The following is a 23,905-nucleotide window of genomic DNA, read 5'->3' on the forward strand; positions in this document are numbered from 1 at the left end:
TTCAGTGGAAGTAGGCCACGACCGCGTCCGCGACGCAGGCGGGCTTGTCGGAATCCTCGATCTGGAAGGTCTGCCGGATCGTGAACCGGTATCCGCCGTCGATCGGCCGCGCATCCTGCAGTCGCGCCGTCATGCGGATCCGTGCACCGACCCGGACGGGATTCAGGAACCGCACCGTGTCGAACCCGTAGTTGAGGCCCAACGAGTGCCCGTTCATCTCGAAGATCTCGTAGAGGAACTTCGGCCCGAGCGACAGGGTGAACATCCCGTGGGCGATCGTGCCGCCGAATCCGGCCTCCCGGCCCCGCTCGGGGTCGAGGTGGATTCGCTCGAAGTCCTGGGTGTCGTGCGCGAACGCCGTGATGCGGTCCTGGGTCACGTCGTACCAGTCCGTCGTGCCGAGGTCGGTGCCGACCCTCGCGACCAACTCGTCGATCCCGTTCAGCTTCAGCATGACCGCATGCAACCACGGCAACCACCCGGTCCACAGGGACCGGAGATCCGGCACTGGAGAAATCAACAGTGCGCGGCGGCGATGTCGTGGCCGCGCGCCCCCTCGCTCCCTACCGTCCGACGCATCGGTACCCGAATCGGAGGACGCCCCATGGACTGGACCATTCCCGACGACGTGCAGCAGTTCGTCACCGACCTCGACGCGTTCATCGACCGTGAGATCGCACCGCTCGAGGCCAAGCACCCGCAGTTCTTCGACCACCGCCGCGAGTACGCCCGCACGGACTGGGAACGGGACGGGTTTCCGAAGCAGGAATGGCGTGAGTTGCTTCTCGAGGCGCGACGTCGATCCGACGCCGCCGGCTTCTTCCGGTTTCCGCTGCCCCGGGCGCTCGGCGGCAACGACGGCAGCAACCTTGCGATGGCCGTCGTCCGCGAGCACCTCCTCACCCGGGGGTCGGGTCTGCACTTCCCCCATTCCGACGAGGCATCGGTGGTCGCGAATCTCCCCCTCGCCCTCGTGCTGCACGAATACGGCACCGACGAGCAGCGGGAGCAGTACCTCGAGCCGCTGATCCGCGGTGACATCGAGATCGCGTTCGGCCTCACCGAGCCGGGCCACGGCAGCGACGCGACGTACCTGGAGACGACGGCCCGGCGCGACGGCGACGACTGGGTGATCACCGGGGCGAAGCGCTTCAACAGCCTCGTCGACTGTTCCCAGGTCGACCTCGTGTTCGCGCGCACGTCCGGGCAGGCAGGCAAGGCGGACGGCATCACCGCGTTCCTCGTGCCGACGAACTCCCCCGGGTTCTCGGTGCCGTTCAACCACTGGACGTTCAACATGCCCAGCGACCATTCGGAGGTCCATCTCGACGACGTGCGGGTCCCCGCGAGCGCCGTGGTCGGCGAGGTCGGCCGCGGACTCGACTGCGCCCAGTTGTTCGTCCACGAGAACCGCATCCGGCAGGCGGCGTCGTCGCTCGGCGCCGCGCAGTACTGCATCGACGAGAGTGTGCGGTACGCGCAGGAACGGGTGGTCTTCGGCAAGCCGCTGCACGAACATCAGGGCATCCAGTGGCAGCTGGTGGAACTGCAGACGGACGCCGAGCTGATCCGCAACACCATCTACAAGACCGCGGCGATGATGGACGAGCTCGGGAAGACGGCCGTCACCGACAAGGTCGCGATGGTGAATCTGCGCAGCAACCAGCTCGCGTGCCGGGCCGCCGACCGCGCGATCCAGATCCACGGCGGCGTCGGATACACCCGCCACAAGCAGTTCGAGCACATCTACCGCCACCACCGCCGCTACCGCATCACCGAGGGCACCGACGAGCTCCAGCTGCGCCGCATCGCGAGCAGGATGTTCGACTTCGGAGTACCGAGGAGAACGGCTGTGGGAACCGCCTGAGGCTGTTTGGTCTGGCCTTTGCATTTGGCCTGTCCATATGCTCTCATGCTGTGACGAGCGCCACTCCGGTGGCTCGCCCGCACCCCCAAGTCCACTGTCCGACCATCGACATCGATCGACAGGAGCTCCCATGAGCACAGCGTCCACGCGGCACCTGAACCGCTGGTGGTACGTCGTCACAGGTTTCGTGACTCTGCTGTTCGGCACGACAGCGGTCAACGTCCTGTTCAACATTCTGGGCAAGCCCATGACCCAGGAGTTCGGCTGGGAACGAAGCGTAATCAGCAACGGTCTGTCCATCGAAACGATGCTGGTGGGGATCAGCATCGTCATCCTGGGCTTCCTCATCGACCGGTTCGGGCCCAAGATTCCCTCGGTTCCGATGTCGCTGGCGTTCGGAATCGGCCTCATGCTGATGGCCGCGCTTCCGAACAACCAACTCGTCTTCTACCTGCTCTGTGTGGTGATCGGCGCCGGAGCGGGCGCCGTGAACCCGGTGGCGCACTCAACCGTGGTGAGTGCGTGGTTCCAGGACCGTCGCGGCATGGCACTGGGCATCCTCATGGCCGGCCTCGGCTCGTGCGGTGTGCTCATGCCGTATCTGGCCAACTGGATGCTCGGCGTCGGCGGATGGCGCCTGGCATTCCTGGTCATCGGCGCCCTGTGCACGGTCATTCCGGCCTCGGTCTACGCCTTCGTCACCCGGATGCCGGCCGAACACGAGGCCGAGCGCGTGGCCGCGCGTCTGCAGGGCCGGATGGCCGGCGAGTCGCTGCTGACCGTGGCGAGGAAGTACCGGCAGTTCTGGTTGCTGTCCGTCGCCATCTTCTTCGTGTCGTCGGCGACGTTCGGCCTGATGTCCCAGATCGTGCCCATGACCACGGACAAGGGGATCAGCCAGGGCACCGCCGTCTCCATCCTGTCGGTGCTGAGCCTCGCGTCGGTCGGCGCACGACTGCTGGTCGGCTACCTGCTGGACAGGTTCTACGCCCCCGCGATCGGCTCGATCATCTTCGCCCTGTGCGCTGTCGGGGTCTTCCTCATGATCACGTCGTCGCAGATCGGTCTGCTGTTCGTCGGCGCCGCCCTCATCGGTCTGGGTCTGGGCTCCGAGGGCGATCTGGCCGCCTACATGGTGAGCCGGTACTTCCCCAAGCACTCCTACGGCCGGGTGCTGGGATTCATCTACTTCCTGTACGCGCAGGGGTCGGCGTTCGGCATCTTCCTGCTCGGACAGGTCTACAGCGCCACCGGTTCCTACAGTGCCGGCGCGCTTCCGATCATCGTCCTGGTCGGCATCGGCATCGCGTGCCTGCTGATGATGGGTTCCTACCGCTTCACGCTGGACCACCGCGAGATCGGCGCCGACAATGAGACCGTAGAACAGAAGGAGCACGTATGACCGACGGATTTCACGACGCCCTGGTGACGCGCACCGCCGAGGACATGCCGGAGAAGTTCTTCGACCGGTTCATGTTCAATCTCCACCCGGACGGAGCAGCTGCACCGTCGGTGATCCTCGGTGCGGGCGTCTATCCGCCGCGGAACGTCGTGGACGGTTTCGTCGTCCTCACCACGGAGTCCGAACAGCGCAATCTCCGCTTCTCCACCGAGCACTCCGACACCGACGGTGCCTCCGTCGGACCGTTGAAGTGGGAAACCGTGGAGGACAACACGACCTGGCGAATTCAGCTAGGCGAGAACAAGACCGGACTCGAACTGGATCTACTCTGGCGCGCACGGGCGCCGTACTGGCTCGGATCGGTGGACGTGAAGAACACGGACGGCAACGTCACCGCGTTCGATCACCTCTTCCAGCCCGGTCGCTACGAAGGCACTCTCACCCTCGACGGAACCACAACGGACGTCGGCGGTTGGTACGGCCTGCGGGACCGCTCCCGCGGGGTGCGCACGATGTCCGGGGGTCAGGGTCTGCACATCTGGTACCAGGCCCAGTTCCCGGACCGCACGTTCGGATTCCTCCTCGTCGAGGACCGCGATGGCGGACGGATCCTGTTGGAGGGCGCCGTCATGCACGACGACGGCCGCCTCGACGACATCACCGACGTCCGGCACGACCTGGTATTCACGTCGGGCAACGACCTCGTCTCCGGCACGGTGGAGGTCGTGACGGCCGGCGGCGCCACCTATCGCGTCGACGCGAACGCCTCGGCCGGCGGCGGCTTCATGGCGGGCGGCGGCTACGGCGGGCACCACGGAAAGGTCCGTGGCCGCGACTTCGAGGAGTTCGACGTCTACCCGCTGGACGGGACCGTGGGGCCGAAGACTCTCGACTCGGCCCTGACCGACCGCTGCTGCACGTTCGACTGGAATGGGCAGACCGGATACGGGATCTTCGAGTTCGCGCTGTCGCGGTCCTCGTCCTACGCGTACCGCGCCAGCATCGCGGCGTAGTCCGACGCGTGTCACTGCCCCTGCACCCTCCGACAGTGCAGGGGCAGTGCGCTATTCACGGAAAGCGTCCAGGCCCTCGCTGGCCATCCGGACCATGTGGTCGGCCAGACCGGCCGTGCGGGTCACCTTGGCCGGCCAGTACGCGATCGAGAAGATCATGCCCAGGCACGACTGGGTGGCCACCGACACCTCCGCCGGTGACGCGGCGGGGATCGACCGCGCCACCGCAGCCTCCCAGCCCTGGACGTACTGCTTGCGCCGGCGATTGATCGCCTTCCGCCACGGATCCACCAGCGACCGGTCCTCACGCTGGCTGACGTTCACGAGATGGCGGTGCCGGGCCGCGAAGAGGGCGTGGTGGCGGATCATCCGCCGCAGATCGTCGTCCGCATCCTCGAGCACCGGTTCGGTGGCGCCGATCAACTCGTCCATCGCCTCGTCGAACAGGGTGGCCAGGATCTCGTCCTTGCCCGAGAAATGGCGGTAGATGGCGGGACCGCTCAGGCCGGCACGAGACCCCAGTTCATCGACACTCGTACCGTGAAAGCCTTTTTCGTAGAACAGCTCTGCGGCAGTGTCGAGGATCTTCCGGTTCCGGTCCACCGCGCCATTCTAGCACCGGTTGTGAACGATCGTTATAATGGATCGATGACGATACCAGCCGAAATCCCCTCCTACCTGCAGGTGGTCGCCCTGCCCCGCGAGTGCGGGCCGGTGCTCGTTCCGTCCGCCTACGAGGACGAGAACGGCCACATGAACATCCGCCACTACTTCGACCTCGAGGCGCAGGCGATCGCGGAGGTGTTCGACCGGATGGGCATCACCGACGACTACCGCGCCACCCGCGGCCAGGGGTTCTTCACCGCGGAGCACCACATCCGCTACTACGCGGAGGTGCACGTCGGCGACCGGGTGTCCGTGCACGCACGGATCGTCGCACGCTCCGACAAGGTCGTGCACGCCATGGCGTTCCTCGTCGACGACACCACCGAACGCCTCGCCAGCACCCTCGAGGTCACCGCCACCCACGTCGACCTCACCAGTCGCCGGGTGGTGCCCTTCGCGGACGACGTCGCCGGTGCGGTCGACCTGGAGGTCGCCCGCACCGACGTCGACTGGCCCGCCCCCGTTTGCGGGGCGATGGGCATCCGCGCCCGGGCCCGGGCCTGAGCGTCGTTCCGACCGCTCGGGGCAGATGCGCATCTTCCCGGTCCACGTCGATGACGTGGTCGGTGTCCAACTCACATGGTGTCGGACGGCCTCAGGTCACGGATTCGTGACTCGATTCCCGCTGCCGCTCTGCGCATCTGGGAAACGAGTCCCGCCTCCATGCCGGCCCGGAGGCGGGTCGTCGGCAACGCGACGACCAGGGCGCCGAGAGCGTCCCCCTCACCGTTGCGGAGACAGACCGCGACGGACGACAAGCCGACCTCGACCGCATCCACCGCTGTTGCGTACCCCTTCTCGGACACAGCCCGTAATTCCCTCTGCAGTAGGGCGAACTCCGCAGGCGCCAGCCGGTCGGCCGACAGCGCATGGTCCGACTGGTACAGATCCGCAAATGCACAGTCGTCGAGTTGCGCAAGCAGCACTCGGCCGCCGGCCGACGTGCGGGCAGGTGGAACATGCCCCTGACGATTACCGACCCTGAGCAGTTTCTCCGACTCGACGGCTCCGATCACCCGGGATTCGATGCCGGTGCGCACGACGAGATTTACCGTCTCCCCCGTCAGCGAGGCTAATTCGTGCATCGAGTCGAGGCACGCATCGCGGAATGTCCGGGTCCAGGACGACCCGGTGGGTCCGACCCCGATCGACGGCCCCGGGAGGTACCTCCGCGACTCGTCCTGCACGACGAAGCCGTGGTAGATCAGCATGGCGAGCAACCGATGGGCGGTCGACTCGGCCACGCCGATCTCCTCGGCGGCGTCTTTCAACCGGAGGCTGCCGTGGTCGCGGACTGCGTTCAGCAACAGAAGCGCATTGTGCACGGACTCGATCATGTAAGTCGGCTTACTGATCGGCCTCGTCTTCATACCGGGATGATAGTCCGGCGTCGCAGCATCCGAGAAGGACACTCAGACGGAGACAAGCCCGCGGGTGTCGGCCTGGAACCGGCCGAAGTTCCTGTTCAACTCGGACAGGTGCCGGGTACTCATGACCACCCCGTACCCGTCGCGGCCCGCGCATGTCCACCGCATCATGGCGTTGTGCACCATCGCGGTCGGCGCCGCGATCCAGGGCGCCCCGACGTTCGGCGTGGCCTGGAGTCGGAACTTCCTCCCGCGCACGTCGGTGACCGTCATGTCGATGCCGGTACACACCATCCCGAGGTGTGTGCTGGTCATCTCGAGTTCGTCGGTGAGCCCATACACCTCGCCGTTGTCCATCACGTATCCGTGCGAGAGCTGGAATGCGTCCGGATTCGCCGCCTCGGGGTTCCAGGGGCAGATCATGTGGAAGGCGAGGTCTTCGCCGAAGGTCGCCGAGACGATGTGGTTCGGCTTCCCGGCCTTCATGGGGTCACGCGGTCCCCAGCTCCGATCCATCCGCTCGATGGAGTCCACGACGTACTCGCGGCCGCGGACGATCATGGTGCCGGTCGCACGGCCGGTGGCGTCCCCGTGTCCGATCACCTTGCGTGCGCCCGGCTCCAGGTCGGCGTGGATATCGGCGGCCGTGCCCGCTTGTGGGCTGTGCTGCGGATCGTGAATGTCGAACGGGTCCATGAGATTCACCCAGTCGACGTGGATCTCGGTGCCGTCGTCGGCGACGTAGTCGATGCGGAACTTGCGCGGCGCGTCGACCGCATCGATCGACAGTCCGATCGGCGAATCGATCCGCGTGAACGATGCCGGCGCGGGAAGATGCGGATTCTCGTTGTAGTGCAACAGTTCCGCTCGGGTGTCGGTGAGCGAGCCGCAGACCATGACCTGGTTCCACATCACCCCGAGGCTCGGGCGCACGTTCGTGTAGATCAGCGTGTAAAGATTCGCCTCCGGTATCACGATCGGAAACAGGATCGTTTCGACCCACAGATGATCTGCTTCAGGGGGATTCTGGTACTCGAAATGCTCGGCGCCAAATGCCATTGTTCTCATTCCTCAGTTCTGATTGATCGAGTGGGTTCGGGATCGTGCGGCCGTACGGGCGGCGAAAATGCCCGCGATCACTGTGAGTGCGACCACCGCCATCGCGTAGTAGGCCGGGACGGTCGCACCGCCGAGGCCGGCGAGTGCCGCCAGGATGATCGGGGTGGGGCCCGCGAAGAGGGTCGTCGCCATCTGCCATCCGAGCGACAGTCCCGTGTACCGGGTGTCGGTCGCGAACATTTCGGACAGCAGTGGGGTCACCGCCGCGATATTCGCGGCGACGACGGGCGTGACGACCACCATCGCGCCGACCGCGAGTGGAAGCACACCGCTCGACAGCATCACCAGCGACGGATAGATCAGCACTATCAGCGTGACCGACGAGACGAGCAGTTGAGGGATCCGTCCCACCCGGTCGGACAGTCGCGCAAAGGGAAGCACTGCAACGCAATACGCGACCAGACCGACGAAGGTGATCAACTGCGCGTCGGCGGCCGAGAAGTCCGTGAACTGCTTCAGCGCTGACGGCATGTAAATGAAGTACAACGCCATCATGCACGAGTTGGTCGCCGCGATACCGATGCCGATGAGCACCGAACGGTAGTCCCGTCGCAGCGTCGTCAGCAGCGGAGACTTCTGCACGCGCCCCTCCCTGGACAGGGCGGTGAACGCCGGGGTTTCCTCGAGCCGGAAGCGGATGTAGAGGCCGATCAACCCGAGCGGCAGCGACAGCAGCAGTGGCAATCGCCATCCCCACGAGGACATCGCCTCGGGCGACAGGGTCCGGGTCAGCGCCATCGCCGTTCCCGATCCGAACAGCATCGCCCCACCCACTGTCAGCGAAATGAATCCGACGAAGAAGCCCCGCCGGGAAGGCGGCGCGAATTCGGCGATGAGCGACGTCGCCCCGCCGTATTCACCGCCCGCGGAGAGTCCCTGCACGAGACGCAGCGTTGTCAGGAGAACCGGTGCGGCGACACCGATCTGGTAATACGTGGGCAGCACACCGATGCCTGCCGTGGCGAGGGTCATCAGCGTGATGACGACGGAGAGCACGACTCTCCTGCCGTACCGGTCGCCCAGCGGCGCGAAGATCACCGCGCCGAGGGGGCGTGCCACGAAGCTGGCGGCAAAGGCTCCGAAGGTCAGCAACAGGCTGACGAACGAGTTCCCCGTGGGAAAGAAGGCCTGCGCGATGCACGTCGCCACGTAGCCGTAGATGACGAAATCGTAGTACTCGACGAAAGTTCCGAAACTGGCGGCTATGATCGCGCGCCGACGCACGTCTTTCGAGACCGTACTGTCGGGGGCGGTGGAAATCACCTCGGATGACATGCTTTCTCCTGATCCATGGGGCAGACGGTGCGTCGGCTAGCGGACGCGGGACGTGGCGGCGGTGCCGAGCAGAGAGCGGAGCGGCGGGACTGCAGCCGGGTCCGGATCGACACCCTGGGGCAGGAACCACGACCGCTGCATCTCGACGAGTGGTCGTGACTGGTCGAGCACAACGCGGCCGACCTCGACGCCCAAGGCCGGGTCCGTGGTTCGCGCCGATCGGACGATTCCGGCGATCGCTCGTGTCAACTCGTCCGTCGCCCGGTCGAGTTGTCCGTATTCCGGGACGGCGAGCCGGTCGGTGGTACGCGCCTCCTCGAGGGCGTCCACGAGCAGTGACCGGGCATCGTGATCGACTTCCCGGTAGCCGCTGAGCCGCTCTGCCAGAGCGAGATACGTTCGGAACTCGTACAGCTTCCGCGGATACTCGTGGTGCGCGCGGTCGCGGTAGAAGTCGAGCACGCCGGCGATGACCCGCACCTGCTCGGCGGCCAACGAGTTCGATTCGCCCAGCGCCGGTGTCACCGTCGTGCGTAGCGAGCGGGCGGCCGCGTCGAATGTGTTCGCGGACTTGTTCACCATCAGAGAACCTCCTCGAGATCCGTGCCGAGTTGATGCGCCATCAGATATCCGGTCGCCTCGAGTCCCGTCAGCAGGACGTCCTGGTGGGTCTTCCCGAGCTTCGAGACGCGGTAGGCCGAGCCGAGCGCGGTGACGACGGACTGATATTCGTTCAGGATCCGGTAGAACGTCAGTTTGTCCGGTTCGACGGTGAGGCCGGATGCCGCCTCGTACTGCTCGAAGAAGTCGGCGGTCGGCAGCAGACCCGTCGCGAGGAACTCCGCACCGTCCTCGGACAGGTGGCCGAACGGGTACAGCGTCGCCCACGCCAGGTCGCGGTGGCGGTCGCCAAGGAAGCTGCGCTCCCAGTCGAGGACGGCCGTGACGGATCCGCTGCCCTCGTCGAACAGGAAGTTCCCACCGCGATAGTCGCCGTGGACGAGACTGACACGGTCGAGGACGGGCAGGTTGTCCTCGAGCCAGCCCTCCGCCACATCGAGTAGCGGAAGGTATTCGCCTCTGTCCTCCTCCCACACCCGTCTCGCCCGATTCAACTGCCACAGGGCGCTCTCGGTGCCGCCCACCGCGGGCATCTCGTAGTGGTCCAGTGGGGCTGCCGCGACATCGAACGTGTGAATACGCGCCAGCAGATCAACGAACTGCGGCGCCAGGACGTCGCGGAGTTCGGGACCGAAGTTGATGCCGATGCCGGCGATCCGGCTCTGGGCGCGGCTCGGCTTCGCGGATCCGTGCACCCAGGTATAGACGAGCGCCGGCTCCGGGAACCACCTCCCGTCCTCGTCGACCCATCGGACGGTCGGCACCGGCACCGTTCCGGCGAGGGCGTTGATCACCTCGAATTCCCGCATCCTGCTGGTGGCATTCAGGGACTCCGGCGGCTCCATGCGCAGAACGAGGTTCTCGGTCACTTCGCCGTCCACAGCGTGGTCGTACCGGAGGGTGAATCCCATCTGGATCTTCGACGCTCCGCCCGTCAGCCACCGCGCGTTCCGCACTTCGAATCGTGAAGACGGCAGTACGTCTCTCAGCATGTTCTCGAGTGCCGCAGCGAGAAGGCCGAGATCGAAGCTGCGGTACCCGTCGCCCGCCCGCCGCTCCATCTTGCGGGTCAGCATCCTGTCGTATTCGGCTTCGGTGGGGAACCGCGCGCGAAGCCCCTTGATGACCTCGGGCGTGGGCGCGTCGCGATCGGCGTCTGCGATCAGTCCGGGTATCTGCCGATCCCGGTGGATGGTTGCACTCATGTTTTCCTCATCACGCTCATGGCGGGACACGCCGTGACCGGAGCGCTACGGCACGGCTCTCCGGGAGATTGGGCCTTGCGAGTCGGGCGGTCGTCGCCTCGACGTCCGGAACACTAATGTGACCGGGCACACACGTACAGAAGGTTCTGCTGTGCAGAGGATGGGATTGCGGCAACCAGGTCCTCGACAGATATTGCAGACCAACGTCGCACCATCGGCGCAGGTCACAGAGTTCTTCACCGTCCCTCTTGAAAACGCTCGTTATCAGCGCTACCTTCGTCATAAGGTAAGACCAAAAGAACTTCGCGGGGCTGGCGTTCCGCGGGCAACACGAAAGGACCAACAGGTCGATGAGTGACTTCACGAGTGACTTCACGGATGTGACGTACGAGGTCGAGAACGGACTCGCCTGGATCACGATCAACCGGCCCGAGCGGTACAACGCGTTCCGCGCGAAGACGGTCGACGAGTTGGTGAAGTCGTTCAAGAAGGCCTGGGGCAGCTCCGAGGTCGGAGCGATCGCGCTCACCGGCGCCGGCGAGAAGGCCTTCTGCTCGGGTGGCGACCAGAAGCAGCGCATGGAGACGGGCGACTACGGCCCGTCCGACAGCGGCCTGTTCGAGGTCGAGGCGCTGCACCGCGTGCTCCGCGATGTGCCCAAGCCCGTGATCGCCGCGGTCAACGGCGTCGCGGTCGGTGGCGGCCACGTGCTGCACCTGCTGTGCGACCTGTCCATCGCCGCCGACCACGCCATCTTCGGGCAGAACGGCCCGCGCGTGGGATCATTCGACGCCGGCCTCGGCACCGGCTACCTGGCCCGCGCGATCGGCGAGAAGCGCGCCCGGGAGATCTGGTTCCTCTGCCGCCGCTACAGCGCCGAGCAGGCCCTCGACTGGGGGTTGGTCAACAAGGTCGTGCCCGGTGACCAGTTGCGGGCCGAGGTCCGGGCGTGGGCGGACGAGATCCTGCAGCTGTCGCCGACGTCGCTGAAGGTGCTCAAGCAGTCCCTCAACGCCGACACCGAGCACTTCATCGCACAGGGCAACATGGCCTACTCGACCCTCAAGCTGTTCGGTGAGTCCGCCGAGGCGATCGAGGGCATCAGCGCATTCAACGAGAAGCGCAAGCCCGACTTCTCCAAGTTCCGCGGCGCCTGACCCATGACTTCCGGACGGCGGGGCTGTCTCCCGCCTCGCCGTCCGGCAACTCACTTCCCAGGACTCGTCACAGAGAGCAGCAGGCCACATGCGTTTCACCCCAGAGCAACGAGAGTTCGCGGTCGCCGTCCGCGAGTTCTGCGACGCCGAATGCAAGACCCTCCAGCAACGTGACCTGCTGACCGAGGGCGGCACCCTGGCGAACAGCCCTCTCATCCTCGACAAGTTCGCCGGCCTCGGCTGGCTCGCCGTCTCACTACCGGAGGAGTATGGCGGTGGCGGCGCCGGAATGGTCGAGGAATGCATCTTCCTCGAAGAATCCGCACGCGGCCTCGCACCCATCACCGCCTATTCCACCGGCCTCACGGCAGCTCAGACCTACCTGCGCTACGGCACCGAGGAGCAGAAGCGCACCATCGTCGGGAACATGGCCGCAGGCAAGCTCGAGGCGATCGCCCTCAGCGAGCCCGGCGCGGGTTCCGACCTCGGTGGTGTCCGGATCAAGGCGGAACTGGTCGACGACCACTACGTCATCAACGGCCAGAAGACATGGATCTCCGCGGCCCACATCGCCGAGCACATCCTGCTTCTCGCCCGGACCGACAACACCGGCAGCAAACACCAGGGCCTGACCCTGTTCATGGTCCCGACCGATACGCCAGGCCTCGAAATTCACGAAATCAAGACCATGGAGGCCCGGACCTGCAACGACCTGTACTTCACCGACGTCGCCGTCCCTGCGAGCGCCGTCGTCGGCACACCGAACCAGGCGTGGCGCCACCTCATGCGGGGACTCAGCGTCGAACGCCTCATCATCGCAGCAATGGCACTCGGCGGCGCCCAGCGCTCACTCGACGACGTGATCGCCTTCGTCACCGAGCGCGAGCAGTTCGGCCAGAAGATCAGCAGTTTCCAGGCCATCCGGCACCGGATCGCCGATCTAGCCACGGACATCGCCTTCGCGAAGTCCTTCGTGTACGAAGTCGCAGAGCGGATCGACGCGGGCGAGGAAGACAACCTCAACCGCGAGGGCTCGATGGCTAAGCTGAGGTGTACCGAGATCGCGAAGAAGACCGCACTCGAGGCGATGCAGATGATGGGCGGCTACGGCTACACCCGCGAATACGGCATGGAGGAACAGGTCCGCCGCTCCCTGGCGCCGCCGATCTACGGCGGTACCAACGAGATTCAGCGCGAGATCATCAGCAAGAGCCTGGGCCTGTAGCCCTCGTTCCCGACCATTAGGACCAGCGCATGACCACATCCCCCTTCGCGTCCGACGCCCTCGCGGGCAAGCGCGTGCTCATCACCGGCGGCGGCACCGGACTCGGTCGCGGCGTCGCCCGCCACCTCGTCGACCACGGCGCCGAAGTCCACCTGTGGGGCCGCCGGCCCGCCGTCCTCGAAGAGGCCGCCGCGGAGGCATCCGTCTCCCGACCGGGCTCGGTGCACTGGCAGACCGTCGACGTCCGCAACGCCGAACTCGTGTCGTCCGCGATGGACGAGATCTGGACGCTGCACGGCCCACTGACGGGTGTGATCAACAACGCCGCCGCGAACTTCATCGCCCCCACCGAATCGCTCAGCCCCCGCGCCTTCGAGGCCGTCACCTCCACCGTGATGAACGGGTCGTTCAACACCACCCACGCCGCGGGCCGCCGCTGGATCGAAGGCGGAACCAAGGGCGTCGTCCTGTCCACGCTCACCACCTGGGTGTGGAGCGGCTCCGCGTTCGTCGTCCCGTCCGCGATGGCGAAGGCCGCCGTGCACTCGATGACGATGTCGCTCGCCGTCGAATGGGCGCGCTACGGCATCCGCCTCAATGCGCTGGCCCCCGGACCGATTCCGACGGACTACGCGTGGGAGATGCTCAACCCCACCGAGAAGAGCGCCGTCGGCGCCACCCAGGCCGACCAGGTGCCGATGGGCCGGATGGGCACCATGGAGGAACTCGCCAACCTCACCATCTTCCTGCTCTCCGACGCCTGCGACTACCTCACCGGCCAGACCATCGCCATGGACGGCGGCCAGATGCTCGCCGGCCCCGGCACTTTCGCCGGACTGACGTCGATGAGCAACGAAGACTGGGCCGCCGCCCGGGAAAAGAGCAAAGCCGCAAGCGAAGCCGCGAAGGCGCAGCGCGGCGTCTGACCACACCGTACGAGGGAGGCCTGCCGACGAGACTCGCGTCCGTCGGCAGGCCTTCTCCGTCTGTCCAGGAGAGACATGACCATCGAGGACGTCACCGCACTCCCATTCATCGCAACCGGTGCCGAAGCACTGTTCCGGGTAGCACCCGTCACCGGCGACGCCACCCACGGCACCTCCACGATGACGACCGGACCGTGGCTCTCCGACGAACGGGGGATGCCGTGCCGCGGCGCCCTCGGTGTGCTGATGGACGACGTAACGGGATACCCGACCACCGCCCGCGCCCGGGCCGGGCACTGGTCCGTCACCACGGAACTTCACCTGGACTTCTCCCGCAGCCCCGCCCTCGACGGGTCGATCCTCCGCGCAGAGAGCGACGTCGTCGCCGTCGATCCGAACGGGGGCCTGGCGAGTGGGCGGATCGTCGACGAGTCCGGACGGGTAGTGGCGATCGCAAGTGCCCGGCTCCGCTTCGTCGACGCCGAGATGCCAACGGGTTCGGCGCCCGTCGATATCATCCCAGCCCGAGTGAACGCGACCTCGATCATCGAACTGCTCGGCGCTCACCACCGACGGGACAACGCCTCTGCCGGGCTGGAACTCGAACCGTCGGAATTGCTTCGCAATCCGCTGGGCAACGTCCACGGCGGGATCCTCCTGTGCGCCTCCGAGATCGCCGGCCACTCCGCCGTGGCACCCGAGGCCGAGTTCCAGACCACGTCGATCGCCATGGCGTTCGTTCGGCCCTGCCCGGGCAACGAACCGATCACCTTCGCCCCTAGAGTGATATACCGCGGCCGCACCTTCACCGTCGTCCAGATCGCCGGACGCAATCGGTCTGGAAAGACATGCACCACAGCGACGGTCACGTGCCATCGCGTGTGACCGTCTTCGTGCCAACAGTCAGGCGCCGGTACCGCTCATCGCACGCAACTCGTGCTTGAGGACCTTCCCGGTCGTGTTCCGCGGGAGAAGGTCGACGATGCGCAATTCGAGGGGAAGCTTGTACCGGGCCAGTTCGGCGCCGGCGAATTCCCGGAGTTCCTCCAGGTCGAGATGCGCTCCATGTGCGAGCACCACCACCGCCACCACACGTTCTCCCCAGCGATCGTCCGGGGCGCCGATCACCGCGACCTCGGCGACGGCCGGGTGGCCGTACAGCACGCTCTCGACCTCGGCGGGGTAGACGTTCTCACCACCGCTGATGATCATGTCCTTGAGCCGGTCCGCGATGTAGTAATAGCCGTCCTCGTCCTGGTAGGCGACGTCACCGGTTCGCAACCAGCCATCCGGGCCGAGTGCGGCGGCAGTTTCCTCCGGCATGTTCCAGTATCCCGGGGTCACGGTGTCGCCGCGCACGCATAGCTCTCCGTGCACGCCCGGCGTCGTGACCACGTTTCCGGCGACGTCGATCAGTCGCACCTCGTTCAGCATGCCGGCGGTGCCGCAGGACCCGAGTTTGTCGAGCGCGCGATCGGTGCCCAGGAACGTCGCACCGGTCGCCGCCTCGGTGAGACCCCAGCACTGGCTGACGGGAATCCCGCGTGCCCCGTACAGCCGCAGCATCGGTTCCGGGACCGGCGCGGCGCCCGCGACGATGATGCGGACGCTGGACAGGTCGGCTGAGTCGAAGCGCTCGTGCTTGCTCGCGAACAGCATCATGGCCGGCACCATGAACAGCGATGTCACCCGATACCGCTCGATATCGTCGAGCAGCGTCCCCGCGTCGAACTGCTCGTGGACGACGACGTGGCCACCGGCCATCAGTGTCGGAAGCGTCATGACGCACATTCCGCCGGAATGGAAGAGGGGCGCCGACGTGAGCGCCACGTGCTCGGCGTTGTAGTTCACCGCCAACATCCAGTTGACGTTGTTGGTCCACAGGTTCCGGTGCGTGAGTATGGCGCCCTTCGGTCGCCCGGTCGTTCCCGAGGTGTACAGGATCAGGGCGGCCGAATCTGCGTCGACGGCGACTTCGCCGACGTGGCGGGGTCGCTGCGCCAGCAGGTCGTCGATTCCTTCCCAGCCGTCCGTGCCCTCGCCGATCCGCAGCCAGCGCTGCACGCCGAGCCCGTCGCGCACGTCGTCGACGGGGGACGTGTGCGCGGGGTCGGCGATGAGCAGGCGGGCGTCACTGTCCTGAATATTGTGCGCGAGTTCGCTACCCGTGAACCGGAAGTTGAGCGGCACGAATACCGCACCGAGTCGAGCGGTGGCGAAGAGTGCCACGAGGAACCGGCTGTGGTTGAAACCGACGTAGGCCACGCGGTCGCCCGCGCCGACTTCGCACGCGGCCAGCACGTCCGCGAAGCCTTCGATCTGGTGCTGCAGTTCGGCGAACGACAGGGTCTCACCGGCGAAGCTGAGTGCGGCCCGGTCTCCGTCCCGCTCGGCGCGGCGACGCAGCCACGTGGCCAGACCGATCGGATCCATGCACACTTCCCTTCTGAGACAGCGTTGACACAGAGGTCAGACCACGGACGATGCCAGCCCGGCCGCGCGGTGGGCGGCGTCGAGGAAGGCACGCACGAGTGCCCCGTCGCGGTAGTACTGATCACCGACTCCGGCGACGGCCCGGCGGCGCCCGTATTCGTACAGCACCGCCAGCTTCCACAGGGCCAGTGCCGTGTACCAGTTCAGGTTCGACAGGTCGGCGCCGGTGGCGGCCGCGTACCGCTGGGCCAGTTCGTCGCGGGTCGGGTACCCCTCCTCGAGGACCGCCACACCGAGGTCTTCGGTCGGGGTCCGCTGCTCCCCCTCGACCGGATAGGACGCGAGGAAATAGCCGAGATCGAACAGGGGGTCGCCGATCGTCGCGAGCTCCCAGTCCAACACTGCGGCAATACGTCCCGGCGAGTCCGGGGCGAGGATGACGTTGCCGATGCGGTAGTCGTTGTGGATGATCGCCGCACCGGACTCGGCGGGCACGTTGGCTCCGAGCCACGCGTCGATGTCCGCGAACTCCGGCGGCGGTGTGCCGTCCTCGGCCGCCACCAACCTGCCCATGCGGCGCAGGTGACGCTCGTTGAATCCGTCCGGACGGCCCAGATCACCCAGCCCGGCGGCCTGCCAGTCCACCGCGTGCAGCGCGGCGAGGGTGTCGATCAGCGCCTCACCGATGCGACGCCGATCTGCGGGCGCGCTCAACGCGGACGGGGTCTCGATGGTGACCACCGGCCCTGCAACGTAATCCATCACGTAGAACGGGACATCGAGCACGTCACCGGTCTGGCCGACGGCGAGGACGTCCGCCACCGGCACGCCACTGCCCGCGAGACCGCCCACGAGGCGTGCCTCCCGCAGCATGTCGTGGGCGCCGGGCGGAACCGGCGGAGGCGGGGGACGGCGGACGATCACCTGACGGACCCCGTCGGACACCAGGAACGTCAGGTTGGAGTGCCCGTCGCCGATCCGGGACGTCGTCAGCGGGCCGTCGGTGATGCCCCGATCGCGCAGGAACGTCTCCAGCGCACCGAGCGTGTCGGGCGTCCATTCCCAGGTCATGCGCTCGCCTCCATCCGTGTTCTCATTCGTTGATACCTACTGGCCGGTGAAGCGCGGCGCCCGCTTCTCCTTGAACGCGGCAAGCGCCTCCGGCATGTCGGCGCACCGGGTGAGCAGCGCCTGTCCCCGGTTCTCCAGCTCCAGGGCCGCCGAGTACGACGTGACTTCCTGGTTCCGCTGCAGTGCCCGCTTCGACATCCGGACACCGCCCGGGGAGTTCGTCGCAATGGCCTCGGCCACCGCGACGGCCTCGTCGAACAGGTCCTCGCTCGGCACCACCCGGTTCACCAACCCGATCCGGGCGGCTTCCTCGGCGCCGACGAAGCGCGCCGTGTAGGCGATCTCCGCCGCGCGGCCCGGCCCGACCAGTCGGGTGAGCTTCCACGATGTGCCCAATTCACCCACGGACAGGCCGACCTTGACGAACGCCGCGTTCAACTTGGCCGTCGGTGCCGCGAGCCGAATGTCTGCGGCGAGCGCGAGAGCCAACCCACCACCGGACGCCGCACCGTGAATCGCCGCGATCACCGGGAACGGCAGGTGGTACAGCGCAGCCAGTCCACCGGTCGCGGTCTCCTGGAACCGCAGGAACTCGCGGACACCCATCTCGGTGATGACGGAAATCTCGTCCAGATCGAACCCGGCACAGAACACCCGATCGCCCGCGCCCCGGATGATCAGCGCCCGCGCATCGGTGTCACGCAAAGCGTATGCGGCGGTGTTGAACTCCTCGAACATCTTCACGGTCATCGAGTTCATCCGGTCGGGCCGGTCGATCGTGAGGACGGCAATCTTGCCCTCGAGCACCTCGAGGGTGAGGGTCTCCAGTTTCGGTGGCGTGTAATTGTTGAGCACCGCCGTATTCTCCCGCGTTTCCGTCTGCGTCATGCCGGTCACCGTCCTGTGAATTTCGGGCTGCGCTTTTCCTTGAACGCGGCCAGGGCTTCGGGCATGTCGTCGCCGCGAGTGAGCAGCGCCTGCCCGCGATTCTCGAGTTCGAGCGCGGCGGCATACGAGGACACTTCCATGTTCGCGTGGAGCGCGCGCTTCGACAGCTGCACTCCGGCAGGAGAATTCGCACTGATGAGGCGGGCCATCGCGAGCGCCTCGTCGAGCAGGGACTCGGCCGGAACGACCGCATTCAGCAGTCCGAGGGACTCGGCCTCGACGGCCTCGATGAAGCGGCCGGTGTAGGCGAACTCCGCCGCCCGGGCGGGACCGATGAGCCGGGGCAGGTGCCAGGAGGCGCCCAGGTCGCCGGCGGACAGGCCGATCCGCACGAACGCCGCGTTGAACCGCGCCGCCGGCGAGCCGATCCGGATGTCGGCGGCGAGGGACAGCGACAGTCCACCGCCCGCGGCCGCGCCGTTGACCGCCGCGATCACCGGGACGCGGATGCTGCGGATCGCCGCGAGCGCCCGCGCCGCCAGCTCCTGCTGGTCCAGCATGCCCATCGGCGTCAGCGACGACAAGCCGTCGGCGTCGTCGAGGTCGAATCCGCCGCAGAACGCCTTACCGGCACCGGTGAGGATCACGACGCGCAGGTCGTGCTCGTGATCGAGTTGCAGCGCCACCTTTTCCAGTTCGACGAACATGGTGTTCGTCATCGAGTTCATCCGTTCGGGGCGATTCAACGTCACGACGGCGATGCCGGGTTCCGGCCGCTCGAGCGTGAACGTTTCCCATGTGGTGGGCTCGGTCACGAGTTCACTCCTTCTCAGTTCGGCGATCCCAGGTGGTCGCCGCAAGTGTCGTGGTGGTCCGGACGCGGGGCGTCCGGCAGGTCAGGTCTCCGCGGCGGCCTCACGCACCGCGCCCGAGCGCAGCCAGTCGGCGACGCGGCCGGTGTCGATCTCCCAGTCGGTCAGGATCTCGGTGGTGTGCTCGCCCGGCAGAGGCGGACGGCGATCCACCGTCGCCGCTGTCCGGCTGAATCGGGGTGCGGGCGCCGGCTGGACGAGCCCGTCGACGTCGACGAAAGAGCCGCGGGCGACGTGGTGCGGGTGGGACGGCGCCTCGTCGACGTCGAGGACGGGCGCGATGCACGGCGTGAGCCCCTCAGCAGCGTCGAGCCAGTCCGTCAATGTGCGGCCGCGCACGGCGTCGGCGAAGATCTTCTTCATCTGCGGCCACTGGGAGCGGTCGTTCTGATCCGGCAGGTCGTCGGGCAGGTCGAGCAGTGTCACCAGGTCGGCGTAGAAGTGGGGTTCCATTGCACCGACGGCCAGCCACTTTCCGTCGGCCGTCTCGTAGGCGTCGTAATAGGGCGCACCGCTGTCGACGATGTTGGTGCCGCGCTCCCTGTCCCAGGTCCCGTTCTGCGCGAACCCGAAGAAGGGCGTTGCGAGCAGTGCGGCACCCTCGACCATGGCCGCATCGACCACCTGACCGAGTCCCGAGCGTTGCCTTTCGAAGAGAGCCGACACGACGCCGAGGGCGAGAAGCATTCCCCCGCCACCGAAGTCGCCGACCAGACTGAGCGGCGGTGTGGGCGGTTGACCCTGTCGCCCGATCAGCGACAGGGCGCCGCTCAGTGCAACGTAGTTGATGTCGTGACCGACGTGCTGCGCGAGCGGTCCGTCCTGCCCGAAACCCGTCATGCGGCCGTAGATCAGCCCGGGATTACGTGCAGCGCAGTCGTCCGGCCCGATGCCGAGTCGCTCGGCGACCCCGGGGCGGAAGCCCTCGATCAGGACGTCGGCGTCGGCTACGAGCGAGAGCACCACCTCCGCACCGTCCGGGTGCTTGAGGTCGACGGCGAGCGAACGACGGCCACGGTGCAGCAGTTCGGCGCGGAAGTCGGCGTTCGGCCCGACCAGCCCGGCACCGGCGGCACGGTCCACGCGAATCACGTCGGCACCGAGATCGGCCAGCAGCATGGCACAGAACGGTCCGGGGCCGATCGAACCGATCTCGACCACCCTCAGACCCGACAGCGGTCCGGTGAACGAGCGTTTTGCGGTGTCCGCCACCATCTACCCGCCTCCCGTCGATCTTTGGTCCGATAATAATACCTTGAAATGGTTCGGGGAGGAATCCCCCACCGGTCGCGACCGGGCATGTGCGCTGGCGACCAGCACGACCGACAGCAGTACCACCGCTCCCCCGGCCACCAGCGCCGGAGTGACGGGCTCGGACAGCACGACCGAACCGAGCGCCACGGCCACCACCGGATTCACATACGTATGGGTGGCCACCAGCGGCAGCGGTGCGTGGTGAAGCAGCCACGCGTACGCGGTGAAGCCGATGATCGAGCCGAACACCACGAGGTAGCCGAACGCACCCCACGCGCGGGGTCCGATCTCACCGTCCAGCCGCTCCCCTGTCGCGACCGATGCGAGCGCCATCGCCACACCGGCGGCCAGAAGCTGGTACGTCGCACTGACATACACGTCTCGAGGCAACCAAATTCGCGGCTTGATCCACGACCCGAACGACCACGAGAGACTGGACAGCACGATGACCGCCACGCCGAAGAGCGGGAGTCCGGACTGCGCACCACCGTGCGGCAGCACCAGGATTGCGAGACCGATCAGTCCGACACCGACACCGGCCAATTCGAGAACCCGGGGGCGGTCACCGGCCAGGGTGCGGTAGAGGCAGATCCACAGCGGCACCATGGCGATGAGGAGTGCCGTCACCCCGGAGGGCACTCCGTGCAGTTGGCCGACCGAGGTCAGGCCGTTTCCGCAGGCGAGCAGCAGCACGCCCAGGAACGTGGCCCCCGCCGTCTCCCGCCAGGTGAGGCGCAGCCGCCGCCAACCGCCGCGAAAGGCCAGGAAGGCGGCCATCAACACAGCGGCGAGCAGGAACCGTGCACCCATCGAGCCGAGCGGCGGGGCCTCCTCGATCACGAGCCGGATCGCGAGGTAGATCGATCCCCAGATCACATAGACGAGGAACAGGGCGAGCCCGATCGCACCCCGTCCGGCACGCCCGGACGACATGGCGCTCAGGAGAAGCGCGGAGCGCGCTTCTCGAGGAAGGCGGTGATGCCCTCCTTCGCCTCTCCGTTCTCGAACAGGTCCTGCTCCTGGGCGACCTCGAACCGGAAGCCCTCCTCGAGCGGCGTGTCGAAGGAGGCGTCGACCGTGCGGATGACGGCGCGCTGCGCGGGCAACGACATCGTGCACAGTTCGGCCGCGAGCGCCTGCGCGGCCTCCGTGGCGCCACCGGCGTCGACGAGCCGGTCGATCAGACCGATCGCGTGCGCCTCCGGGGCGAGGACCTGACGCGCACTCAGCATGATATCCAGCGCGCGGCCGCGGCCCACGAGGCGCGGAAGTCGCTGTGTTCCACCGGCTCCGGGAATCAGGCCCAGTTTCACCTCGGGCAGTCCGAACTTCGCGTCCGCGCCGCCGACCCGCAGGGTGCAGGCCATGGCGAGTTCGAGGCCACCGCCGAGCGCGAGGCCGTCCACCGCGGCGATCGAGATGCGGTCGGCCGATGCAAGTCGGTCCAGTGCCCCACGGAGCCGATCCCCGTACGCAGTAAACGATTCCGCGTCCACGGACGACATATGCTTGATGTCCGCGCCGGCCGCGAAGAATCCCGGAATGTCCGAGCGGACGACGACGACCTTCACGGAGCCGTCGGCGTCCGCCGCGTCGAGCGCCGCGTTCAGGCCGTCGATGATCGGCAGTCCGAGGGCGTTCGCCGGCCTCCGCTGCAGAGTGATCGTCACGACGCCGGCATCGACGTCGCTCCACGCGACTGCGGGCGTTGCGGTTTCCGACATGCACACCATCCTTCTCGGTCCAGTCCCAGCGAGTGGGGAATTGACCCAACCATACTAATTGTCGGACCGAAATGGAAGATCAGGGTCGACGCGGAAACTTCTCGAACTCGGGGCGCCGCTTGGCCTTGTACGCCTCCCGGCCTTCCTTCGCCTCGTCCGTCGAGTAGAAGAGCAGATTCGCATCGTGGGCGAGCTGCTGAATACCGGCCATGCCGTCCTCGGCGGCGTTGAAGCTCGCCTTCATGAGCCGCAGCGCGAACGGTGAGAGCTCGAGCATCTCGCGGCACCACTGCACGGTTTCCCGTTCCAGGTCGGCGAGCGGGACCACGGTATTGACCAGCCCCATCTCACGCGCCTCCTGAGCGTCGTACTGTCGGCACAGGAACCAGATCTCCTTGGCCTTCTTGACCCCGACCAGTTCGGCGAGCAATCCCGCGCCGTAGCCGCCGTCGAACGACCCGACCTTCGGGCCGACCTGACCGAACCGGGCATTGTCCGCGGCGATGGACAGGTCGCAGACCAGGTGCAGGATGTGCCCGCCGCCGATCGCGTAGCCGGCGACCATCGCCACGACCGGCTTCGGCAGGCGCCGGATCTGAATCTGCAGGTCGGTGACGTGGAACCGGCCGACACCGCCGGCCTTCCCCGGCTCGGTGAGGTAGCCGGTGTCTCCGCGCACCCGCTGATCGCCGCCCGAACAGAACGCGTCGGGCCCCTCCCCCGTGAGCACGATGACGCCGACCGAGGAGTCCTCGCGGGCGTCGACCAACGCCTCCGAGATTTCCATCAACGTCTGCGGACGGAACGCGTTGCGCACCTCCGGCCGGCAGATCGTGATCTTCGCGATCCCGTCGCCGCTGTGCTCGTACCGGATGTCCTCGAACTCCCCGACCGCCGTCCAGGACACGAAATCCGTCGATTCACCATTGTTCGTCATGCCACGATCATAGGCACATCTGTAAACGATCGTTACCGCCCGACCCCGCGAATGCCGAAGGTGCGGCCCGGAAACCGGGCCGCACCTTTCGAATCGGTGTCCGTCAGGACATCGTCAGGCCACCGCTGACCGACAGGGTCTGTCCGGTGACGAATTCGGCTGCATCGGACGCGAAGTACGCCACCGCGGCACCGATGTCGGTCGCCTGGCCGAGCCGCTTCATCGGCACGGCGCGGGTCATGCCGCCGATCACCTTGTCGGCGTCCTGTCCCGAGCTGTCGGCGAATTTGCGCAGCGCCGGGGTGTCGGTCGGGCCGGGGCACACCGTGTTCGCGGTGACACCCTTGGTCGCGACCTCACGGGCGAGGGTCTTGGTGAAGGCGATGATGCCGCCCTTGGCACCCGAGTAGACGGCCTCGAGCGACGAGCCGACGCGGCCGGCGTCGGAACCGATGTTGATGACCCGGCCGAAGCCGCGCTCGACCATGCCCGGGACGGTCGCCTGGATGACCCGCAGCTGGCCCTTGAAGTTGATGTCGAGGATCCGGTCCCAGAACGCCTCGTCCGTCTTCAGGAACGGCATGAAGTCGTCCCATCCGGCGTTGTTGACGACGATCTCGACGGGGCCGAACTGCTCGGCGACCTGCTTCACCGCGGCCTGCACGGACGCCGTGTCGGTGACGTCGACGGGCACGGCGATCGCCTCGCCACCGGCGTCGCGGATGCCGGCTGCGGTCTGCTCGGCGACCTCGAGGTTGAGGTCGGCGACCGCCACGCGGAAGCCCGCGGCGCCCAGAGCGTCGGAAATGCCCTTGCCGATGCCCTGCGCACCGCCGGTCACGAATGCAACTCGATTACTCATGTTCTTCTCCGTCTGTGTCTT

Annotated in this window: 24 protein-coding genes; 8 read left to right on the plus strand and 16 right to left on the minus strand. The window is 66.8% G+C overall.

Annotated features, from left to right (window positions below; translation table 11 throughout):
• Position 1 precedes the first annotated feature (1 nt).
• A complete protein-coding gene (locus H0B43_RS12360; RefSeq protein WP_185727624.1) occupies positions 2-454 on the minus strand; it encodes a MaoC family dehydratase in 453 nt (150 codons plus the stop codon).
• A gap of 150 nt (positions 455-604) precedes the next feature.
• Between H0B43_RS12360 and H0B43_RS12365 the strand changes: the two genes are divergently transcribed.
• From H0B43_RS12365 to H0B43_RS12375, 3 genes are all read left to right on the plus strand, one after another.
• Positions 605-1,867, plus strand: coding sequence for an acyl-CoA dehydrogenase family protein (locus H0B43_RS12365; RefSeq protein WP_185727623.1), 1,263 nt, complete (start codon positions 605-607; stop codon positions 1,865-1,867).
• A 130-nt stretch (positions 1,868-1,997) separates the two neighbouring features.
• Positions 1,998-3,269, plus strand: a complete 1,272-nt coding sequence (locus H0B43_RS12370; RefSeq protein ID WP_185727622.1) for an MFS transporter — start codon at positions 1,998-2,000, stop codon at positions 3,267-3,269.
• Positions 3,266-4,282, plus strand: a complete 1,017-nt coding sequence (locus tag H0B43_RS12375) for a hypothetical protein (protein ID WP_185727621.1) — start codon at positions 3,266-3,268, stop codon at positions 4,280-4,282. The genes H0B43_RS12370 and H0B43_RS12375 overlap by 4 nt, the downstream gene beginning before the upstream one ends.
• Positions 4,283-4,333: 51 nt before the next feature.
• Here H0B43_RS12375 and H0B43_RS12380 read toward each other — a convergent pair whose 3' ends face one another.
• Positions 4,334-4,885, minus strand: a complete 552-nt coding sequence (locus tag H0B43_RS12380; RefSeq protein WP_185727620.1) for a TetR/AcrR family transcriptional regulator — start codon at positions 4,883-4,885, stop codon at positions 4,334-4,336.
• A gap of 45 nt (positions 4,886-4,930) precedes the next feature.
• Between H0B43_RS12380 and H0B43_RS12385 the strand changes: the two genes are divergently transcribed.
• On the plus strand, positions 4,931-5,452 hold the full coding sequence (locus H0B43_RS12385; RefSeq protein ID WP_185727619.1) for a thioesterase family protein: 522 nt from the start codon (positions 4,931-4,933) through the stop codon (positions 5,450-5,452).
• 71 nt (positions 5,453-5,523) lie between these two features.
• On the opposite strand, the gene H0B43_RS12390 is transcribed toward H0B43_RS12385, so the two are convergent.
• The 5 genes from H0B43_RS12390 to H0B43_RS12410 are packed head-to-tail and all read right to left on the minus strand — an operon-like array spanning position 5,524 to position 10,535.
• The gene (locus tag H0B43_RS12390) at positions 5,524-6,318 is read right to left on the minus strand and encodes an IclR family transcriptional regulator (RefSeq protein WP_185727618.1); all 795 of its coding nucleotides are present in this window, start codon (positions 6,316-6,318) and stop codon (positions 5,524-5,526) included.
• Between the two features lie 42 nt (positions 6,319-6,360).
• Positions 6,361-7,374 (minus strand): hypothetical protein, encoded by a 1,014-nt coding sequence (locus H0B43_RS12395; protein WP_185727617.1) that lies wholly within the window; start codon positions 7,372-7,374, stop codon positions 6,361-6,363.
• Between the two features lie 12 nt (positions 7,375-7,386).
• Positions 7,387-8,709: an MFS transporter gene (locus H0B43_RS12400; protein WP_185727616.1), complete on the minus strand. Its 1,323-nt coding sequence runs from the start codon at positions 8,707-8,709 to the stop codon at positions 7,387-7,389.
• Between the two features lie 36 nt (positions 8,710-8,745).
• A complete protein-coding gene (locus H0B43_RS12405) occupies positions 8,746-9,291 on the minus strand; it encodes a hypothetical protein (protein WP_185727615.1) in 546 nt (181 codons plus the stop codon).
• The gene (locus H0B43_RS12410; RefSeq protein WP_185727614.1) at positions 9,291-10,535 is read right to left on the minus strand and encodes a phosphotransferase family protein; all 1,245 of its coding nucleotides are present in this window, start codon (positions 10,533-10,535) and stop codon (positions 9,291-9,293) included. The genes H0B43_RS12405 and H0B43_RS12410 overlap by 1 nt, the downstream gene beginning before the upstream one ends.
• A gap of 350 nt (positions 10,536-10,885) precedes the next feature.
• On the opposite strand from H0B43_RS12410, the gene H0B43_RS12415 reads away from it, so the two are divergent.
• The 4 genes from H0B43_RS12415 to H0B43_RS12430 all read left to right on the plus strand — a co-directional run bounded on the left by H0B43_RS12415 (position 10,886) and on the right by H0B43_RS12430 (position 14,728).
• Positions 10,886-11,692, plus strand: coding sequence for an enoyl-CoA hydratase-related protein (locus H0B43_RS12415; protein ID WP_144285040.1), 807 nt, complete (start codon positions 10,886-10,888; stop codon positions 11,690-11,692).
• 88 nt (positions 11,693-11,780) lie between these two features.
• Positions 11,781-12,917 (plus strand): acyl-CoA dehydrogenase family protein, encoded by a 1,137-nt coding sequence (locus H0B43_RS12420; RefSeq protein ID WP_185727613.1) that lies wholly within the window; start codon positions 11,781-11,783, stop codon positions 12,915-12,917.
• A 29-nt stretch (positions 12,918-12,946) separates the two neighbouring features.
• Entirely contained in the window at positions 12,947-13,843 is an 897-nt protein-coding gene (locus tag H0B43_RS12425) for an SDR family oxidoreductase (protein WP_144285038.1), read from the plus strand.
• Positions 13,844-13,918: 75 nt separating this feature from the next.
• Complete coding sequence (locus tag H0B43_RS12430) at positions 13,919-14,728, plus strand: PaaI family thioesterase (protein WP_185727612.1); 810 nt, start codon at positions 13,919-13,921, stop codon at positions 14,726-14,728.
• A gap of 18 nt (positions 14,729-14,746) precedes the next feature.
• Here the strand turns inward: H0B43_RS12430 and H0B43_RS12435 are convergent, their stop codons facing one another.
• From H0B43_RS12435 to H0B43_RS12475, 9 genes are all read right to left on the minus strand, one after another.
• Positions 14,747-16,276: a long-chain fatty acid--CoA ligase gene (locus H0B43_RS12435; protein ID WP_185727611.1), complete on the minus strand. Its 1,530-nt coding sequence runs from the start codon at positions 16,274-16,276 to the stop codon at positions 14,747-14,749.
• Between the two features lie 36 nt (positions 16,277-16,312).
• Positions 16,313-17,347, minus strand: coding sequence for a phosphotransferase family protein (locus H0B43_RS12440; RefSeq protein ID WP_185727610.1), 1,035 nt, complete (start codon positions 17,345-17,347; stop codon positions 16,313-16,315).
• A 36-nt stretch (positions 17,348-17,383) separates the two neighbouring features.
• Complete coding sequence (locus H0B43_RS12445; protein ID WP_185727609.1) at positions 17,384-18,235, minus strand: enoyl-CoA hydratase/isomerase family protein; 852 nt, start codon at positions 18,233-18,235, stop codon at positions 17,384-17,386.
• Between the two features lie 5 nt (positions 18,236-18,240).
• Positions 18,241-19,050: an enoyl-CoA hydratase/isomerase family protein gene (locus H0B43_RS12450; protein ID WP_185727608.1), complete on the minus strand. Its 810-nt coding sequence runs from the start codon at positions 19,048-19,050 to the stop codon at positions 18,241-18,243.
• An 81-nt stretch (positions 19,051-19,131) separates the two neighbouring features.
• Positions 19,132-20,322, minus strand: coding sequence for a CaiB/BaiF CoA-transferase family protein (locus tag H0B43_RS12455; protein WP_185727607.1), 1,191 nt, complete (start codon positions 20,320-20,322; stop codon positions 19,132-19,134).
• Positions 20,323-21,294 carry an EamA family transporter gene (locus H0B43_RS12460; RefSeq protein WP_185727606.1) on the minus strand — a complete coding sequence of 324 codons (972 nt, stop codon included), beginning with the start codon at positions 21,292-21,294 and terminating at the stop codon, positions 20,323-20,325.
• A 5-nt stretch (positions 21,295-21,299) separates the two neighbouring features.
• Positions 21,300-22,085, minus strand: coding sequence for an enoyl-CoA hydratase-related protein (locus H0B43_RS12465; protein ID WP_185727605.1), 786 nt, complete (start codon positions 22,083-22,085; stop codon positions 21,300-21,302).
• Positions 22,086-22,164: 79 nt separating this feature from the next.
• Positions 22,165-23,022, minus strand: coding sequence for a 1,4-dihydroxy-2-naphthoyl-CoA synthase (menB, locus tag H0B43_RS12470; RefSeq protein WP_185727604.1), 858 nt, complete (start codon positions 23,020-23,022; stop codon positions 22,165-22,167).
• Between the two features lie 103 nt (positions 23,023-23,125).
• Entirely contained in the window at positions 23,126-23,884 is a 759-nt protein-coding gene (locus H0B43_RS12475; protein WP_185727603.1) for an SDR family NAD(P)-dependent oxidoreductase, read from the minus strand.
• Positions 23,885-23,905: the final 21 nt, after the last annotated feature.

The organism is Rhodococcus sp. 4CII (genome assembly GCF_014256275.1).
Lineage (GTDB): Bacteria > Actinomycetota > Actinomycetes > Mycobacteriales > Mycobacteriaceae > Rhodococcus_F > Rhodococcus_F wratislaviensis_A.

Bases quoted from the DNA above. Each gene is read 5' to 3' on its own strand.
- H0B43_RS12360 (WP_185727624.1), bottom strand. From the start codon at position 454: ATGCTGAAGCTGAACGGGATCGACGAGTTGGTCGCGAGGGTCGGCACC.
- H0B43_RS12365 (WP_185727623.1), top strand. From the start codon at position 605: ATGGACTGGACCATTCCCGACGACGTGCAGCAGTTCGTCACCGACCTC.
- H0B43_RS12370 (WP_185727622.1), top strand. From the start codon at position 1,998: ATGAGCACAGCGTCCACGCGGCACCTGAACCGCTGGTGGTACGTCGTC.
- H0B43_RS12375 (WP_185727621.1), top strand. From the start codon at position 3,266: ATGACCGACGGATTTCACGACGCCCTGGTGACGCGCACCGCCGAGGAC.
- H0B43_RS12385 (WP_185727619.1), top strand. From the start codon at position 4,931: ATGACGATACCAGCCGAAATCCCCTCCTACCTGCAGGTGGTCGCCCTG.
- H0B43_RS12390 (WP_185727618.1), bottom strand. From the start codon at position 6,318: ATGAAGACGAGGCCGATCAGTAAGCCGACTTACATGATCGAGTCCGTG.
- H0B43_RS12395 (WP_185727617.1), bottom strand. From the start codon at position 7,374: ATGGCATTTGGCGCCGAGCATTTCGAGTACCAGAATCCCCCTGAAGCA.
- H0B43_RS12400 (WP_185727616.1), bottom strand. From the start codon at position 8,709: ATGTCATCCGAGGTGATTTCCACCGCCCCCGACAGTACGGTCTCGAAA.
- H0B43_RS12405 (WP_185727615.1), bottom strand. From the start codon at position 9,291: ATGGTGAACAAGTCCGCGAACACATTCGACGCGGCCGCCCGCTCGCTA.
- H0B43_RS12410 (WP_185727614.1), bottom strand. From the start codon at position 10,535: ATGAGTGCAACCATCCACCGGGATCGGCAGATACCCGGACTGATCGCA.
- H0B43_RS12415 (WP_144285040.1), top strand. From the start codon at position 10,886: ATGAGTGACTTCACGAGTGACTTCACGGATGTGACGTACGAGGTCGAG.
- H0B43_RS12420 (WP_185727613.1), top strand. From the start codon at position 11,781: ATGCGTTTCACCCCAGAGCAACGAGAGTTCGCGGTCGCCGTCCGCGAG.
- H0B43_RS12425 (WP_144285038.1), top strand. From the start codon at position 12,947: ATGACCACATCCCCCTTCGCGTCCGACGCCCTCGCGGGCAAGCGCGTG.
- H0B43_RS12430 (WP_185727612.1), top strand. From the start codon at position 13,919: ATGACCATCGAGGACGTCACCGCACTCCCATTCATCGCAACCGGTGCC.
- H0B43_RS12435 (WP_185727611.1), bottom strand. From the start codon at position 16,276: ATGGATCCGATCGGTCTGGCCACGTGGCTGCGTCGCCGCGCCGAGCGG.
- H0B43_RS12440 (WP_185727610.1), bottom strand. From the start codon at position 17,347: ATGACCTGGGAATGGACGCCCGACACGCTCGGTGCGCTGGAGACGTTC.
- H0B43_RS12445 (WP_185727609.1), bottom strand. From the start codon at position 18,235: ATGACGCAGACGGAAACGCGGGAGAATACGGCGGTGCTCAACAATTAC.
- H0B43_RS12455 (WP_185727607.1), bottom strand. From the start codon at position 20,322: ATGGTGGCGGACACCGCAAAACGCTCGTTCACCGGACCGCTGTCGGGT.
- H0B43_RS12460 (WP_185727606.1), bottom strand. From the start codon at position 21,294: ATGTCGTCCGGGCGTGCCGGACGGGGTGCGATCGGGCTCGCCCTGTTC.
- H0B43_RS12465 (WP_185727605.1), bottom strand. From the start codon at position 22,085: ATGTCGGAAACCGCAACGCCCGCAGTCGCGTGGAGCGACGTCGATGCC.
- menB (WP_185727604.1), bottom strand. From the start codon at position 23,022: ATGACGAACAATGGTGAATCGACGGATTTCGTGTCCTGGACGGCGGTC.
- H0B43_RS12475 (WP_185727603.1), bottom strand. From the start codon at position 23,884: ATGAGTAATCGAGTTGCATTCGTGACCGGCGGTGCGCAGGGCATCGGC.